Raw genomic sequence first — 16,581 nt, 5'->3', positions numbered from 1 at the left:
AATAGCCGCCAACGGGCCGTTCGGAAAAAGGCGGCTACAGAGTCCATAGGCGCAGGCGGCCAGCTCCGGGCGCAGCCATGGCAATCAGGCTTGCCACACGCCGCGCTCGTCACGCTGTTGCTTGATCACGCTGTGCCAGATCCGTCTAAACATCAGCGCCCATCCGAGCGCTGATTTCCCCGGCGACCTGCAGCAGTCGCTGCGCTTCGCGACCGCCTGGCTCGACCACGAAACCGGGCTCCGCGCCGACGACGGTGATGACGCCTGCCAGCCGCTGGCCATGGCTGAACAGCGGCGCGGACAGCGCGTTGACGCCGGCCATCAGCAGGCCGTGCACGTGCTGGACATGCGTGCGCCGCAGCTCGTTCATCGTCGCGAGCAGCGCCTCGGAGGAGGGGGCGGAGGGCAGCTTCATTTCCGCTTCGCGCAGCTCGGCGGTTTCGGCGTTCGGCATGAAGGCGTTGAATACCAGGCCCGTGGACGACCCGAGCAATGGCAGCACCGAGCCCACCTGGGTGATGAGGGTGACCGCGCGCACCGCTTGTTCGACATGCACCACCGCTGGGCCCCGGTTACCCCACACCGCGAGAAAGCAGGTCTCGTTGAGTTCGTCGCGCAGTTGTACCAGATGAGGGGTGGCCAGTTTGACCACGTCCAGCCGACCGAGCGCTGCCAGCCCGACGAACAACGCGGCGCGGCCCAGCCCGTAATGATTGGTCAGTGGATCCTGTTCGGCAAAACCGCTCGCCATCAAGGCTTGCAGATACCGATGAACCTTGCTGGCCGGCATGCCGACGTGCTCGGCCAGACGCGACAGCGAAGTCGCCGGCGCCAGTTCGGCCAACGCCGTGAGGATGTCCGTTCCCACTTCGGCAGCCTGCACTTTCTGCCGCCGTGGCGCTGGTTGCGCGTTGCTATCTGCCATGAGCTCGACTGCCTGCCTGATAAAGGCGCTGTTTATAGCTTGACGATGGGAGGACTTCAAATTACTTTTTGCGTAAACCGATTACGCAAATCGAGAGATCGCCATGCCTATCCAAGAACAAGACCCACAGGCTCATCGATACCAGTCCGGTTTCGGTAACGAGTTCAGCAGCGAGGCGTTGCCCGGCGCGTTGCCGGTAGGGCAGAACTCGCCACAGAAGGTGCCGTACGGGCTCTACACCGAGCTGCTTTCGGGTACCGCTTTTACCGTTCCGCGTAGCGAGGCGCGGCGGACATGGCTGTACCGCATCCGTCCTTCGGCCAATCACGGTAAATACCAGCGACTGGAACGCCAGCTGAATGCGGCTCTGGGCGCGGTCACGCCTAACCGCCTGCGTTGGAATCCTGCGCCGCTGCCCGATGGCGCGACCGACTTCATCGACGGCCTTATGTGCGTCGCCGCAAACGGCGAACCGAACCAGCCGACGGGCGCGAGCATTTACCGCTATGCGGCCAACCAGTCGATGGAGCGGGTGTTCTTCAATGCCGATGGCGAGCTGCTGATCGTCCCGCAGCAGGGCACGCTGAGGCTGGTCACCGAACTGGGCGTGCTGGACGTGGCGCCGCTGGAGATCGCGGTAGTCCCGCGCGGCATGAAGTTCCGCGTCGAGCTGCTGGAAGCCAGTGCCAGTGGCTACGTCTGTGAGAACCACGGTTGCGCCTTGCGGCTGCCGGATCTGGGGCCGATTGGCAGCAACGGGCTGGCCAATCCGCGGGATTTCCTCGCGCCCGTCGCGCAGTTCGAGGAACGCGACGAACCGGTGCAGCTGGTACAGAAATTTCTCGGTGAACTCTGGGCTACCGAGCTCGATCACTCGCCGCTGGACGTGGTCGCCTGGCATGGCAACAACGTGCCCTACAAATATGACCTGCGCCGTTTCAACACCATCGGCACGGTCAGCTTCGACCACCCGGACCCATCCATCTTCACGGTGCTGACTTCGCCCAGTGCCATCCACGGGATGGCCAACATCGATTTCGTCATCTTCCCGCCGCGCTGGATGGTGGCGGAAAACACCTTCCGGCCGCCGTGGTTCCATCGCAACCTGATGAACGAATTCATGGGGCTGATCGCCGGCGCCTACGACGCCAAGGCCGATGGATTCTCGCCGGGTGGCGCCTCGCTGCATAACTGCATGAGCGCTCACGGGCCGGATCACGTGTCCACTGAACAGGCGATCAATGCCGAACTCAAACCGCACAAGATCGAGAACACCATGGCTTTCATGTTCGAAACCGGCCAGGTGCTTCGGCCAACACGTCAGGCGCTGGAAAGCCCGCTGTTGCAGGATGACTACGACAGCTGCTGGGCGGGCCTGACCAAGACTTTCGACAAGAATGGGAACTGACATGAGCGCACAGACACAACCATGCAGCTGGGTCGAATCGGCCAACGGGCATTCGGATTTCTCCCTTGCCAACCTGCCGCTGGGGGTCTTCAGCCGGGACGGCGAGCAGCCACGCGGCGGCGTTGCGATCGGTGACTACATTTTCGACCTGAGCGTGGCCTGCGAGGCCGGTCTGTTCGAAGGGCGCGCGGCCGAAGCCGCAAAGGCCGCCAGTGCCAGCAGCCTCAACGCGTTCTTTGCGCTGGGCGCATCGGCACGCAAGGCGTTGCGCGAGGCCCTGCAAGGCTTGCTCATCGAGAGCAGCGAGCAGCGCGAGCGCCTGCAAGGCATGGGCGAGACCCTGTTGCAGCCGATGAGCCAGTGCCGGATGCACCTGCCGGCCAAAGTCGGCGACTACACCGATTTCTATGTGGGCATTCACCACGCCAACAACGTCGGCAAACTGTTCCGTCCGGACAATCCCTTGCTGCCGAACTACAAGTACGTACCCATCGGCTACCACGGTCGCGCATCGACGATCGATGTCTCCGGCGCGACGGTCAAACGACCCAATGGCCAGACCCTGCCGCCCGGTGCCACCGAGCCGAGCTTCGGTCCGAGCAAGCGTCTGGACCATGAGCTGGAGCTGGGCATCTGGATCGGTGAAGGCAATGCCCGTGGCGAGGCCATTCCGATCAGCGAGGCGGGCGTGCACGTCGCCGGTTTCTGTCTGCTCAACGACTGGTCTGCGCGCGATCTGCAGGCCTGGGAATATCAGCCGTTGGGACCGTTTCTTTCCAAGAGTTTCGCCACCAGCGTTTCGCCCTGGGTGGTGACGCCCGAAGCCCTGGAACCCTTCCGCAGCGCGCAGCCCACGCGTCCCGAAGGCGACCCGCAACCGCTGCCTTATCTATTCGACGAACGAGATCAGCAGCAGGGCGCGCTGGATATCGAACTGGAGGTGCTGCTACAGACCCAGGCGATGCGCGACAAGGGGTTGCCAGCGCAACGCATTACCTTGAGCAGCACGCGCAACATGTATTGGACCGTGGCCCAGATGGTCGCTCACCACAGCGTCAATGGCTGCAGTCTGCAACCGGGCGACCTGTTCGGCTCGGGCACGCTGTCCGGCGTGACCACCGATAGCTGCGGCAGCCTGCTGGAGATAACCGCGGGCGGCAAGCAGGCGCTGGAACTGGCGAGTGGCGAAACCCGGACCTTCCTCGAAGACGGCGACGAGATCATCTTCAAGGCGCGCTGTCAGCGTGAGGGCTACGCATCGATCGGCTTTGGCGAGTGTCGCGGCAGGGTGTTGCCCGCTTCACGCTGAGGTTGACGACGACACGGCCCGGCTGTCGCGGTGGCAGCCGCACACCGTCTGTGGGAGCGGTCTTGACCGCGAAAAAGTGCCCCTTCCAGTCGAGCCGTAAACGATTTTTGCATTCGCGATCAAGGTACCCCAGCGGTTTCCAGCGACTCCGCAGGACCGGTTGCCGCGCTCCTCATCTGCTTGGCGAGCGCGGCAGTAAATTCCTGGGCCGCCGACCAGCGCATGTGAACCGCGTCGACGAACGAGGCCTCCGGCGTGCTCCAGTCCTTGTCGGCGTTCCAGTAGCTGCCGCCGCTGGTGCTCAGTGCGTCCAGAATGCGTTGGTCGAAGTCAGCCAGGAAGGTGCCGTCCGGGTCGTACTTTTCTTTCCACTTAGGGTGCAGTGGGGTGGAGACCACCATCAGCTGTCGTCCCTCTTTCTGCAGGCGTGTGCCCATGTCCCGCAGCGCCTGGAAGCAGCTGCGATCGAGCGGCTCCGGGCGACCGTACAGGAGTTCGCGGGTGTTGGCGGTAACCAGCGGGCCGTCGCCGAACCGGTTGAAGACCAGCGGATCCCATTCGATCTCTCCGGCCCGCTGCGCTTTGATCGTTAGCGCGTTTCGCAGCAAGGACTTCGGCGAGAAATAGCGCAGGTAGTGACCCCAGGGCGATGCGTTTTCATAAACGTACGGATCGACGTGCTCACGGTTGAACACGGCGGTGGGGACTCGCCAGCAACCGGCGAAATCCTGCGGATCGGCAATCATCACGACGCTGCGGATGCTGGGCTCGCGATCGAGCAGCCAGTGCCCGACGTAGGTCGACTGGTTGGCGAAAAGGCCGCAGAACGCGCCGTTCATCGGGCGCACGTCGGGCATGGCCTGCATCAGTACATTGCCGTCGACGTGGCGCCAGGCGACGGACGAACCGATTATCAGCAGGTTCGGCGATTGGATCGGGTTGCCACGCATGAAGCTGAGCTTCTCGTCGGCGCAAGAGATGTTCGAGAACGCTGGTGGCGGCAGGTTGCCGGTTCGGTCCAGCACCAAGAGTGTCAGGCAGAACACCACCAGGGCCCCGAACAGGCCGGAAAACAATGACAGCAAATACCGCGGACGCACCTGGCCCGGCGCGCTGGCCGTGCGTGCCTTTCCATTTTCGAGGGTGCTGCCGTCCTTGGGGTAGTCAGCGGTATGGGCCATGGCTATTTTCCTTCGAGTTTGGCGCTGATGACCTGAGCGAAATGACCGACGTTGCGCAGCGACTCCAGCTCGGCCGTGCGGAACTTGATGCCGAAGCGCTGTTCCGCCGCTACGGTGAGCATCACGTGGGTCTGGCTGTCCCAGCCGTCGATGTCATTGGCGGTCATTTCCGGTGACAGGACGATGCTGTCGTCATCGAACACGTCGTGAAAAACCGGGGTCAAGGTCTTGAGAACTTCTGCTTCGGTCATGCTGATACCTCGATGAAATGATGGGGGGGGCGGGTGCAGTCGAGCGCGTAGCGCCAGAAGGTGGCGTCGCTTGTCGCATCGGCCAGTGGCGGGTGCTGGGCGAACCCGAGCCGCGGATAGTGCTCGGCGACCATGCCGTTGCGCTCAGTGGGGCGGTACTCGCCGATCAACGCGCGGTAACCGGCTGCGGCTGCGGCGCTGGCAAGCACCTCGAGCACGGCGTCTTCGACTTGCCGGCCGAGCACCCGGCAGCTCATCAGCCAGCTGTCGATCAGCAATTCATCCGCGCCGATACGGCTGTCGGGGCGCGCCAGCACCACGCTGATCAAGCCGTTGTCGCCGAACTTGTCGGCCAGCCGGATGGCCAGCGCCACCGCGCCGGGGTCGTTGGCGATACGTTCCACTTCCGCCTCGCTGTAGCGGCGCGTGGTGAGGTTGAACTGGTTGGTCTTGTTGATCAGCTGGGTGCTGCGGGTGAGCTCGGCGGCGCCGATCCGGGTCGCCGTCATCACCATTTCCAATCCGCGCAGGTAGCCTTCCATATCGGTCGCCTGGCTCATGGCGGCCTTGCGCTCGGCATTCAACGCATAGTTGCGCCCGCGGGTGGCGTCGTCCGAGGTGAAGGAAATGGCTTCGAAGTAGCCGGCCGCAGCCACCCGTGCGGGATAGTCGGCAACGTCGTCTGGCAGTTCGGGCACTGCCACCTCGGGCAGCTCACGGCGCACGATGTCGCGCTCGGCCGGGTTATCGTCGACGAACACCAGGCTGTCGAGGCCGATATCCAGCATCGAAGCGATGCGCCGCAGGTTTCCGGCCTTGTCTGCCCAGTTGGCGACGAAAGCGGCGATGTCGCCTCGCTTGAGCGCCATTTCCGGATGGTTGAACGCGGCTTCGGCGACGCTCAGGTCGTTCTTGCTGCACACCGCCAGGATGATGCCGCGCCGTGCAAGCAGGGCAGCGTAACGTTGGAAGGCCAGGAAGGCTTCGCCGCTGGGCGAGCCCTGGCCAAGGTGAATGCCGTCGACACCGTCGTCACCAATCACGCCACCCCACAGGGTGTTATCCAGATCCAGTACCAGGCATTTGCGCGACAGGCCGACGCTCGCCGCGGCGATGCGAGCCAGCTGGTCGCCATACAGCGGCGCGAGGTTGGGACTGACCAGTTGCTTGGCCTGATGCCAGCGCACCGGTTCGGCGAGACCATCGCCGTAGCTCCCGCGTGCCGCCTCCCACGCCAGATCCATCAGCAGTACGCCGTCTTCGCGGGCCGCTGTGCGGATCGCGGCGTTCAAGCGTTCGATCACGGCACAGGGCGAGGCCGGTACCAATGCGTCGAACGAGCCGAAGAGCGGCGGATCGGCCGGCACTATGGTTTGTTGCAGCACTTGCGCGGCGTAGCGCTCGCGCGCACGGCGCCAGAGCAGGCGTAACTCGTCGACACGGCCGGTCACCGCGGCGTCGACCTCCGCCTGCGAGGCTTCGAGGGGAAGCTGTAGTGGCGCATCGCGAGCGTCGAGCGCCAGCACGATCAACTGCGGGGCGAAGCGGGTCAGCTCGGCGTCTTCCATGAGCAGTGCCTGACGATACATCCCGTACGGCGCAACATGCACCGAGATGGCAAGGCGGCGCTGCAAACCGGCGACCCGAATGGCCGGCACCAAGTGATCCACGGTGTGCGAGGCCAGCAGTGCGATGCGCAGCGAACGCAGCCCCGGTGTCGGCGTCTCGCTCTTGGTCAGCGCCTGCAAGCCTTCGCTGGCCAGCCGATCCAGGCGTGTGGTCTGAGTGAAGTCGCGACGGTAGCCGGCCAGTCGTGTGGCTTGGGCCAGCCGTGCGATCGGGTCGGTTTCGCGCTTGGCCTCGCCGATGGCGGCACTGAGGTCCGAGTGTTGCGGTAGCCAGAGAAGCTGATCCATCAGGCTTGCACTCCTTGAATATCAAAACTGGAAGTAGAGGAACTCGGTTGGGGCCACGGAAAACGCCACGGCCAATGCAAAGAAGCCCAGCACGCCGATGGCCAGCCCCACGGCGGGCGCCGGGGCCCACATCGCGAACGGGAACCAACGCAGCAGCCAGTGCTCGCGCGGTTGGGCATCCAGCGAGGTGCGAAACCGCGCCATCCATTGCTGCACGTTGGGCATCAGCCAGACGAATGCCATAAGCAGCACTATCGGGACGTAGTCTGACTTGTCGAAGTCAGTGCTCAGCTCGCTCAGGCCGGCCATGCCCGCCAGCATCGCCAGGGCGGTCGGAACGCTGTCGGCGCGGAAGAACACCATCGCGACGACTACGCAAAGGAAGGTCAGCAAGACGGCGGCGGCGCGATACAGGGGCTTGTCACTGTCCATTGGCAGGCCCTTGCGTGCCTTGAACGCGCGGAAACCGTGGGCCACCACCAGATAGAAGCCATGCAGCAGGCCGAACACCACGAACTGCCAGCCGGCACCGTGCCAGACGCCGGAGATGAACATGGTCAGCACCGTGGGATAGGCGACCAGCACGACGAAGGTGCTCAGGCTCATCTTGCCGCGCCGCGGCAGCGGTTTGCCGGCGGCCATGCGCGAGCGCGTGATGCGCATGACGATGGGGTTGTAGATGTAGGCGGTGAGAAAGCGCGTCAGGGTCATGTGCCAACGTGACCAGTAGTCGATCAGGTTGTGCGCCTTGAACGGGCTGTTGAAGTTGACCGGCAGCCGCAGGCCGAACAACAGGCCGAGGCCGATGGCCATGTCGCTGTAGCCGGAAAAGTCGAAGTAGATCTGCAAGGTATAGGTGAGGGCACCAAACCAGGCGTCGTAGAACGCCGGAACGATACCGTCGCTGGCGATGCTGAAGATCGGCGCGGTTTTCGCGCCCAAGGGGTCGGCGATGATGACCTTCTTGAACAGGCCGAGCAGGAATACCGTGAGCCCCAGCGAGATATTGTCGATGCGCGGGCGGAAGGTGCTCGAGTCATTGAACTGCTTGAGCATCTCGCCGTGGTGGGTGATCGGCCCTGCGATCAGTTGCGGGAAGAAGCTGATGAACAGGCAGTAGTTGACGAAGTCGTGCTCGGTTACCTCACCGTCATGGGCATCCACAAGATAGGCGATCTGCTGGAAGGTGAAGAACGAAATCGCCAGCGGCAGGACGATCTCGCCCACTGACCAGCCCAGGCCAAAGGCTGCATCGAGGCTGCCTAACAAAAAACCGGTGTATTTGTAGTAGCCGAGTAAGGCCACGTTGGCGGCGACGCCGAGCACCAGCGCCGCCCGCGAAGGGCGTCGCATCAGGTAGCCACCGATCAGGTAGTTGACCACCATGCTGCCGACCAGCAGCGGTACGTAGGCAGGGTTCCACCAGCCGTAGAACACCAGCGACGCCAGGGTCAGCCAGATGGCTGCGTAACGTTGCCTGCCAGTACCTGCAAGAAGAATGAAACCCAGAAGAACCACCGGAAGGAATCCGGCGATGAACACCGCGGAATTGAAGAGCATCGTCCTTTCCCTTATCCCTGAACATCCACGGCCGCTCTTCGGAACAGAACGGCGATTGCACGGATGAATCACTCGGCCCGACGACGACGATCTGTCGGTGCGCTCGCTGAAACACTCCAATTGCAGCCCGCGTTGCGCGGCGCTGCGGCAGACCTAATTCCTTTTCACTGCACGGATGCTTGGCTCTGTCTGTGAACTATGACGCAGATTTGTAAGGAAAGGTTGCACCGCTCATCTGGCCGTGACACGCCCGGACGGACGGATAGGGGGCGGGGTAAATCGAGCGAAACGCCATGCTAGAGCGGCGAAAGGACCCAGCAGAACGACAGCGCGACGGCTTGCCGCATGTTCGGCAACGGACCCGACGCCGAAAAGGACCTCCGGCGCGGGATCGTTTAGCCGGGAGAAGGGGATAACCGCGGCGCCAGGGCTGGGCCATTGCGGCGCCAGCCCGTTTTGGGTCAGCCGAAGAAATACAGGCAGCCGGAAATCACCACGCCTGAATAGACCAGCATCAGCAGGCAGTAGCCCATGATGTCGCGCGCACCGAGGCCGACGATGCCGAGAATGGGCAGCGCCCAGAATGGTTGGATCATGTTGGTCCAGGCGTCGCCCCAGGCGATGGCCATGGCCGTGACGGCCGGCGCCACGCCCAGCGCCTGGCCGGCGGGCAGCATGATCGGGCCTTGCACTGCCCACTGACCGCCGCCGGACGGCACGAAGACGTTGACCAATCCGGCGCTGAGAAACGCCAGCACCGGGAAGGTATCGGCCGAGGACCAGGCGATGAAGGTGTCGGTGATCTGCTTGCCGAGCGACAGACCGTCGGCGTTGGCCCCGACCATCATGCCCATGATCCCGGCATAGAACGGGAACTGGATGACGATACCGCTGATGCCGCCGATGCCGTCCTGCACCGCGCGCATGTAGCGTTCGGGCGAGCCGTGCAACGCCAGACCGACGAACAGGAACAGGCCGATCACGATGTTCAGGGTCAGGGCGAAGCCGTTCTCGGAGAAGTAATAGCCGAAGTACACCACGCCGAGCGCGACGATGATCAGATTGAGAATACGGCTGTCGTCCATCCGCTGGGCCAGCGTGTTGCGAGGCAGCGGCTCATGTGCCGGGTCGGTGAGCAGCGTTGGGTCGGCGACCTTGGGATCCTTCGGGTGCATCGCCCAGTTGAGGATCGGCAGGCCGATGACCAGCAGGGCGATGATGGTCAGGTTCATGGGGGTGAACAGGGTGTCGCCGACACCGATGGCGCCGGTGACCACACCGCCGGTCATGCGCTCCAGATCCGCGCCGCCGGTGGCCAACGACAACGGGATCGATCCGGACAGCCCGCCGTGCCATATCAGAAAGCCCGAATAGGCTGCGGCGACCAGCAGTGGATAGTCGACACCCTTGACCTCACGGGCCAGGGCGCGGGCGAATACCGCGCCGATCACCAGGCCGAAGCCCCAGTTGATCCAGGACCCGGCAAGAGCGACCAGCGTGACGAACACTACCGCACGGCCTGGCGTGCGCGCTGTCCGTGCCAGGCCGGCGAGCAGACGGTGAATGGCCGGTGCGCTGGCCAGGGCGTGGCCGGTCACCAAAATCAGCGCCATCTGCATGGCGAAGGTCAACAGGTTCCAGAAACCCGTACCCCAGTGCTTGGCCATGGCCGGTAGACCCTGGCCGGTGACCAACATGCTGGCGGCGAGCACGATAAGGCTGAGCAGTATCGCGAAAACGAAAGGTGAGGGCAGGTATCGCTGTACGAGCTTCACACTCGCTGAAGTGATGGCATTGAGCATGGATTGGTCCTTGTTTTTATTACTGCTTGTAGTGGTTGTCGCTGTTAAAGGCTTCTGTAGGAGCAGGCTCTGCCTGCGACCCTTGGTGCCAGCCGGGGTCGTGGCCCTTTTCGCAGGTGGAACCTGCTCCTACGTAAAGCTGTTGTGCTGTAGGAGCAGGCTCTGCCTGCGGCCCGTAGTCAGCCGGTGCTGCGGCCCTTTTCGCAGGTAGAACCTGCTCTTACATAAAACTGCTGCGCCGACGAATAAGCCTGTGTCAGGCGCGTTCGATGGCCAGTGCAACGCCTTGGCCGCCGCCGATGCACAGCGTGGCGAGGCCTTTCTTCGCGTCGCGGCGGATCATCTCGTGTAGCAGTGTGACCAGCACGCGGCAGCCGGATGCGCCGATGGGATGACCCCATGCGATGGCGCCGCCGTTGACGTTGACCTTGCTTGCATCCCAGCCCAGTTCCTGCCCGACCGACAACGCCTGGGCGGCGAAGGCTTCGTTGGCTTCGATCAGGTCCAGCTCATCCAGTGACCAACCGGCCTTGTCCAGGCAGCGACGGGTCGCCGATACCGGCGCAATACCCATGATCGCCGGGTCGACGCCAGCATTGGCGTAGGCCTTGATGGTTGCTAGCACCGGCAAGCCGAGGGCCTTGGCCTTGTCGGTGCTCATCAGCAGCACCGCCGCCGCGCCATCGTTGAGGCTGGAGGCGTTGCCGGCGGTGACCGAGCCGTCCTTCTTGAAAGCCGGCTTGAGCTTCGCCAAGGCCTCGGCGGTAGTGCCGGCGCGTGGCTGCTCATCGGTATCGAAGCGCAGGGGCTCGCCCTTGCGCTGGGGAATCTCGATAGGCGTGATCTCGTCCTTGAAGCGCCCGGCCTCGATGGCGGCGACGGCCTTTTGCTGCGACGAGGCGGCGAAGGCATCCTGCGCTTCGCGGCTGATCCCGTACTTGTCGACCAGGTTCTCGGCGGTGATGCCCATGTGGAAGTCATTGAAAGCGTCCCAGAGACCATCGCTGATCATCGAGTCGATCAACTCGGCATGGCCCATGCGCAAGCCGGTGCGGGCCTTGGGTAGGACGTAGGGCGCCAGGCTCATGTTCTCCTGGCCGCCTGCGATGATCACCTCGGCGTCGCCGCAGCGGATCGCCTGGGTGGCCAGATGCAGCGCCTTGAGACCCGAACCGCAGACCTTGTTCAGCGTGAATGACGGCACCGCGTGCGGCAGGCCGGCCTTGATCGAGGCCTGACGCGCGGGGTTTTGTCCGGAGCCGGCGGTCAGCACCTGGCCAAGGATGACTTCGTCCACTTCGGCAGGGTTCAGTCCCGTCTGCTCGAGTAGGCGCTTGATGACGGCGGCGCCCAGATCCGGCGCGGCGATGTTGGCCAGGCTGCCCTGAAAGGCACCGATGGCCGTGCGAGTGGCGGCGACGATGGCGACGTCTTGCATGACAAATTTCTCCAATCCGAAACGGGAAAAGCCTCGCGTGCGCCCATGCGCATCACGAGGCCGTCGAACAGCGCAGGTTAGGCGAACTGCATTTCCGGTACGTGATCCGGGACCACCAGCTCACCGGCGGTCTTGGCGATGATTTCCTCGACGCTCACACCCGGTGCGCGCTCCTTGAGAACGAAGGCGCCGTTCTCGATTTCCAGATAGGCCAGGTCGGTCAGTACGCGCTTGATGCAGCCCGCGCCGGTGAGCGGCAGCGTGCATTTGGACAGCAACTTGGACTCGCCGTCCTTCGATGCGTGAGTCATCAGCACGATGATGTTCTCCGCGCCGGCGACCAGGTCCATCGCGCCGCCCATGCCTTTGACCAGTTTGCCGGGGATCATCCAGGAGGCGATGTTGCCTTGTACGTCGACCTCGAACGCGCCGAGCACGGTGAGGTCGATGTGGCCGCCGCGGATCATGGCGAAGGATTCGGCCGAGTTGAAAATGGATGCGCCGACACGCGCGGTGACGGTCTGCTTGCCGGCATTGATCATGTCGGCATCGAGTTCTTCTTCGGTGGGGAAGGCGCCCATGCCGAGCAGGCCGTTTTCCGACTGCAGCATCACTTCCATGCCCTCGGGCACGTAGTTGGCGACCAGGGTCGGGATGCCAATGCCGAGGTTCACGTAGTAGCCGTCCTGCAGTTCACGGGCGACGCGCTGGGCCATTTGTTCGCGAGAAAGTGCCATGGTCTATTCCTCTCTTATTCTTTTTGATTAGCCGCGGACGGTGCGCTTCTCGATGCGCTTCTCGAAGGTGCCGCAGATGATGCGGTCAACGTAGATGCCGGGTGTGTGGATCTGGGTGGGGTCGATCTCGCCGGGTTCGACGATTTCCTCGACCTCGACCACGGTGATCTTTGCGGCGGCGGCGGCCAGCGGATTGAAGTTCTGCGCGGTATGGCGGTAGATGACGTTGCCGTAGCGGTCGGCCTTCCAGCCTTTGACGATGGCGAAGTCGCCGGTGATGGCGTGCTCGAGGATGTGCGGCCGGCCGTTGAATTCACGGACGTCCTTGCCTTCGGCGATCGGCGTGCCGTAGCCGGTGGCGGTATAGAAGGCCGGGATCCCGGCACCGCCGGCGCGCATCTTCTCGGCCAGCGTGCCCTGGGGCGTCAGCTCGACTTCCAGTTCGCCGTCTAGCAGCTGCTTTTCGAACAGCGCGTTTTCGCCCACGTAAGAGGCGATCATCTTGCGGATCTGCCGGTCCTCCAGCAGCACGCCGAGGCCAAAGCCGTCGACGCCGCAGTTGTTGGAAACCACGGTGAGATCGCCAGTGCCCTTGCGCTTGATCTCGGCGATCAGATTCTCAGGGATGCCGCACAGCCCGAAGCCGCCGGCCAGGACGGTCATGCCGTTCTCCAGCCCGTCGAGCGCCTCGGCGTAGGAATTCACGCGCTTGTCGAAACCAGCCATAAAGCCTTCCTTCTTGTTGTTTGAGACCAGTGATTCCGAGTCTTCCTCTGTGGCGTGGATTTGTTAAGTTGATTTTTAAGCGATATTGATTGATAAATCGAAACAAAGAGCGCCGCAGCGCCTCGCCGATCCCTTGCGGAGCCGATCCGATGACCGTCAAACAACTTCGCGCCTTTCTCGCAGTGTCGCAGACGCTGAGCTTCGCCCAGGCGTGCGAACGGCTGCACCTCTCCCAATCGGCGCTGAGCCTTACCATCAAGGCGTTGGAGGACGGGCTGGGTGGTCGCCTGTTCAGCCGCACAACGCGGGCCGTCAGCCTGACGCCCGAAGGCGAGGCGCTGTTGCCGCTGGCGCGCCGGCTGCTGGCCGATTGGGATAACGCCGAGGACGAGCTGCGCCAGCGCTTCACCTTGCGCCAGGGCCGGGTGGCGTTGGCCTCGATGCCATCCTTCGCCGGTAACCTGCTGCCGGCCGTGCTGCGCACGTTTCGCGACCGCTACCCCTCGATCAGCGTCACCGTGCACGACGTGATCAACGAGCAGGTGATGGAAATGGTTCGTGACCGGCAGGTGGAAATCGGCATCGCCTTCGAGCCCGAACCCAGCATGCCGCTGAGCTTCACGCCGCTGTACATCGATCGGTTCGTCGCGGTGGTGCCAGCCGGTTCGGCCCTGGCGAGCCAGGCTGAGGTCAGCTGGAGCGCCTTGCTCGAGCATCCCTTCATCACCCTCCAGCGCCCCTCGACCGTGCGCGTCATGCTCGAGGACCACTTGCGACCGCGCGGCCGCCAACTGCCGGTTCAGTTCGAGAGCCATCAGCTGGCGACGGTAGGGCGGATGGTCGCCAGCGGCCTGGGTGTCAGCGCCGTGCCGGCGCTGTGCCGCGAGCAGATGCTCGAGCTCGGCGCCAGCTGTGTCGCGCTTGGCGATCCGGTGATCGAGAAACCGGTAGGCATTCTTACCAAACCCGGACACGAACTTTCGGTGGCCGCGCAGGCCATCGCTGACACGTTGCGTGCGTCCACGGGCTATCCGGTTAGGGCTACATAGCGACCGGACCGATCTCGTTCAGTCATCGATTTGCACGGGCGCGATCCAACGCGTCGCAACCGCTCGTCGCCGATATGTGCCTTGGATCAAGGCCATGATGGACTTCGTGTGGCGCTCTCCGGCGACCGACACCGAGCGGGTTCCTCATCGATCCCCAACGGCGGAATCAGCCCCTGCTGGGGTTTCTCGGGCCACAGGGCTAGACGGCTTGTGCCAACTCGTAGGGCACGTTCCGATTGATCGAACGGTCTGTGACATACGGCGCTGCGGTGATTTTCTTTTCTGCGCCTTGCTGGTCATAATCCCGACTAAATCACTCGGCTGGATATATTCATGCAACAGGCCGCGTCTATGGATGCACCGATGCGCGAGCAAGATCGATATCGCCTGCTGATCGATGCAATCACCGATTACGCAATCTACATGCTTGATGCCGACGGCCGCGTCGCTAGCTGGAATGCCGGTGCCAAACGCTTCAAGGGATACGCCGAAGCCGACATCCTGGGTCAGCACTTCTCCCGCTTTTATACCGACGAAGACCGTGCTGCAGGGATGCCGCAGAAGACCCTGGATACGGCGATCACCGAAGGGCGCTTCGAGGGGGAGGGCTGGCGTGTACGCAACGACGGCACGCGGTTCTGGTGCCACGTGGTGGTCGACCCGATCTGGACGCCGGATGGCAGCTTGCTCGGCTTCGCCAAGATTACCCGCGACCTGACCGAGCGCAAGCTGGCGGAGGAGTCGCTGAAGCAGAGCGAGCAGCAGTTTCGTTTGCTGGTGCAGGGCGTCACCGATTATGCGATCTACATGCTCGACCCGACCGGCTTGGTGACCAACTGGAACATGGGCGCGCAGCGCATCAAGGGCTATCTACCGGACGAAATCATCGGCCGTCACTATTCGGTTTTCTTCACTGACGAGGACCGGCGAGACGGCGCGCCCCAGCGCGGGCTCGACACGGCACTGCGCGAAGGGCGGTTCGAGAGCCAGGGCTGGCGGGTGCGCAAGGACGGTTCGCGCTTCTGGGCGAGCGTGGTGGTGGACCCTATCCGCAGCGATACGGGCACGCTGATCGGCTTCGCCAAGGTTACCCGCGATATCACCGAGAGCGTCGAGGCACAGCGCGCCTTGGAAAAGGCGCGAGAGGCGCTGTTCCAATCGCAGAAGATGGAATCCCTCGGCCGGCTTACCGGCGGTATCGCCCACGATTACAACAACCTGCTCATGGCGGTTCTGGGTGCGCTGGAGATCGTACGCCGACGGGTTGCGGATGATCCGACCGTCGTCCCGTTGCTGGACAACGCCATCCGCGGCGCGCAACGCGGTATCTCCCTGTCCCAGCGCATGCTGGCGTTTGCGCGGCGCCAGCAGCTCCATCTCGAACTGGTCGACGTGCCCGCCTTGGTGCGCGGGATGGCCGACTTGCTGCGTCAGTCGCTCGGGCCCCATATTCAGATCGAGACCCACTTCCCGCTGTCGCTCAGACCCGTGCTGGCAGACGTCAACCAGGTCGAGATGGCGCTGCTCAATCTGGCGGTGAATGCCAGGGACGCCATGCCGGACGGTGGTAGCGTCATCATCTCCGCACGTGAACACCGGCTCGAGTCGAGGGAAGGCCCCTTGGAACCCGGCGACTACCTTCGCCTGGCCCTGACGGATGATGGCCAAGGCATGGACGAGGCGACGCTCGAGCAGGCGATGGAGCCATTCTTCACCACCAAGGGTGTTGGCAAGGGCACCGGATTGGGGCTCTCGATGATCCATGGCCTCGCCGCGCAGTCGGGTGGCCGGCTGGTGCTCAAGAGCGCGAAGGGGCAGGGGACGACCGCCGAGCTATGGCTACCGATCGCGGCGCAAGCCGCAGAGCCCGTCGAACCTGTACCGCTGCCCGCGCCCGAGCCGCAGGCGCCGGTCGCACTCAAGGTGCTGGCGGTCGATGACGACCCGCTGGTGCTGATGACGATCGCCGCGATGCTCGAGGACCTCGGCTGCGATGTGGTCGAGGCCAGCTCGGCGGAGCAGGCGCTGGACGTGCTGGCGCAGCAGAAGGTCCAGCTGGTGCTGACCGATCAGGCCATGCCCCATATGACCGGTTCTCAGCTGGCAGAGGTCATCCGGCATCGCTATCCGGCGTTACCGGTAATCCTGGCCACCGGCTACGCCGACAAGCTGAGCGGCGCGGCCGGACGGCTTCCCCGGCTCGGCAAGCCGTTCGATCAGGCTACCCTGGCCCAGCGCATCACCAGCGTGGTGAACCACCCCTGAGCGTCAGCTCGCGA

At 63.7% G+C, this 16,581-nt stretch carries 13 protein-coding genes; 4 read left to right on the top strand and 9 right to left on the bottom strand.

Going from position 1 to position 16,581, the window contains the following annotated elements; translation table 11 throughout:
* Window positions 1-145 precede the first annotated feature (145 nt).
* Complete coding sequence (locus KCX70_RS12215; protein WP_212617715.1) at window positions 146-925, bottom strand: IclR family transcriptional regulator; 780 nt, start codon at window positions 923-925, stop codon at window positions 146-148.
* 103 nt (window positions 926-1,028) lie between these two features.
* Here KCX70_RS12215 and hmgA point away from each other — a divergent pair, with 103 nt between their 5' ends.
* Both hmgA and fahA read left to right on the top strand, forming a co-directional pair.
* On the top strand, window positions 1,029-2,333 hold the full coding sequence (gene hmgA, locus KCX70_RS12210; RefSeq protein WP_212617714.1) for a homogentisate 1,2-dioxygenase: 1,305 nt from the start codon (window positions 1,029-1,031) through the stop codon (window positions 2,331-2,333).
* Window position 2,334: 1 nt separating this feature from the next.
* Window positions 2,335-3,642 carry a fumarylacetoacetase gene (fahA, locus tag KCX70_RS12205; protein ID WP_212617713.1) on the top strand — a complete coding sequence of 436 codons (1,308 nt, stop codon included), beginning with the start codon at window positions 2,335-2,337 and terminating at the stop codon, window positions 3,640-3,642.
* A gap of 119 nt (window positions 3,643-3,761) precedes the next feature.
* Here fahA and KCX70_RS12200 read toward each other — a convergent pair whose 3' ends face one another.
* The 8 genes from KCX70_RS12200 to KCX70_RS12165 form a co-directional block, all read right to left on the bottom strand.
* Window positions 3,762-4,823, bottom strand: a complete 1,062-nt coding sequence (locus KCX70_RS12200) for a hypothetical protein (RefSeq protein WP_249121637.1) — start codon at window positions 4,821-4,823, stop codon at window positions 3,762-3,764.
* Between the two features lie 2 nt (window positions 4,824-4,825).
* Window positions 4,826-5,074, bottom strand: a complete 249-nt coding sequence (locus KCX70_RS12195; protein ID WP_212617712.1) for an acyl carrier protein — start codon at window positions 5,072-5,074, stop codon at window positions 4,826-4,828.
* Window positions 5,071-6,990, bottom strand: coding sequence for an HAD-IIIC family phosphatase (locus KCX70_RS12190; protein WP_212617711.1), 1,920 nt, complete (start codon window positions 6,988-6,990; stop codon window positions 5,071-5,073). Before KCX70_RS12190 ends, KCX70_RS12195 begins: the two co-directional genes overlap by 4 nt.
* Window positions 6,991-7,011: 21 nt before the next feature.
* Window positions 7,012-8,550 (bottom strand): MBOAT family O-acyltransferase, encoded by a 1,539-nt coding sequence (locus KCX70_RS12185; RefSeq protein ID WP_212617710.1) that lies wholly within the window; start codon window positions 8,548-8,550, stop codon window positions 7,012-7,014.
* 461 nt (window positions 8,551-9,011) lie between these two features.
* Window positions 9,012-10,352 (bottom strand): short-chain fatty acid transporter, encoded by a 1,341-nt coding sequence (locus KCX70_RS12180; protein WP_212617709.1) that lies wholly within the window; start codon window positions 10,350-10,352, stop codon window positions 9,012-9,014.
* A 256-nt stretch (window positions 10,353-10,608) separates the two neighbouring features.
* Window positions 10,609-11,790, bottom strand: a complete 1,182-nt coding sequence (locus KCX70_RS12175) for an acetyl-CoA C-acetyltransferase (protein ID WP_212617708.1) — start codon at window positions 11,788-11,790, stop codon at window positions 10,609-10,611.
* A 77-nt stretch (window positions 11,791-11,867) separates the two neighbouring features.
* The gene (locus KCX70_RS12170; RefSeq protein WP_021208854.1) at window positions 11,868-12,527 is read right to left on the bottom strand and encodes a CoA transferase subunit B; all 660 of its coding nucleotides are present in this window, start codon (window positions 12,525-12,527) and stop codon (window positions 11,868-11,870) included.
* 27 nt (window positions 12,528-12,554) lie between these two features.
* Window positions 12,555-13,253 (bottom strand): CoA transferase subunit A, encoded by a 699-nt coding sequence (locus tag KCX70_RS12165; protein WP_212617707.1) that lies wholly within the window; start codon window positions 13,251-13,253, stop codon window positions 12,555-12,557.
* Between the two features lie 149 nt (window positions 13,254-13,402).
* On the opposite strand from KCX70_RS12165, the gene KCX70_RS12160 reads away from it, so the two are divergent.
* Both KCX70_RS12160 and KCX70_RS12155 read left to right on the top strand, forming a co-directional pair.
* Window positions 13,403-14,302 carry a LysR family transcriptional regulator gene (locus KCX70_RS12160; protein ID WP_212617706.1) on the top strand — a complete coding sequence of 300 codons (900 nt, stop codon included), beginning with the start codon at window positions 13,403-13,405 and terminating at the stop codon, window positions 14,300-14,302.
* A 363-nt stretch (window positions 14,303-14,665) separates the two neighbouring features.
* Window positions 14,666-16,567 (top strand): hybrid sensor histidine kinase/response regulator, encoded by a 1,902-nt coding sequence (locus KCX70_RS12155; RefSeq protein ID WP_249121636.1) that lies wholly within the window; start codon window positions 14,666-14,668, stop codon window positions 16,565-16,567.
* Window positions 16,568-16,581: the final 14 nt, after the last annotated feature.

It is taken from the genome of Stutzerimonas stutzeri (assembly GCF_018138085.1).
Classification (GTDB): domain Bacteria; phylum Pseudomonadota; class Gammaproteobacteria; order Pseudomonadales; family Pseudomonadaceae; genus Stutzerimonas; species Stutzerimonas stutzeri_AI.
This window is presented reverse-complemented; position numbering and strand designations above follow the sequence as displayed.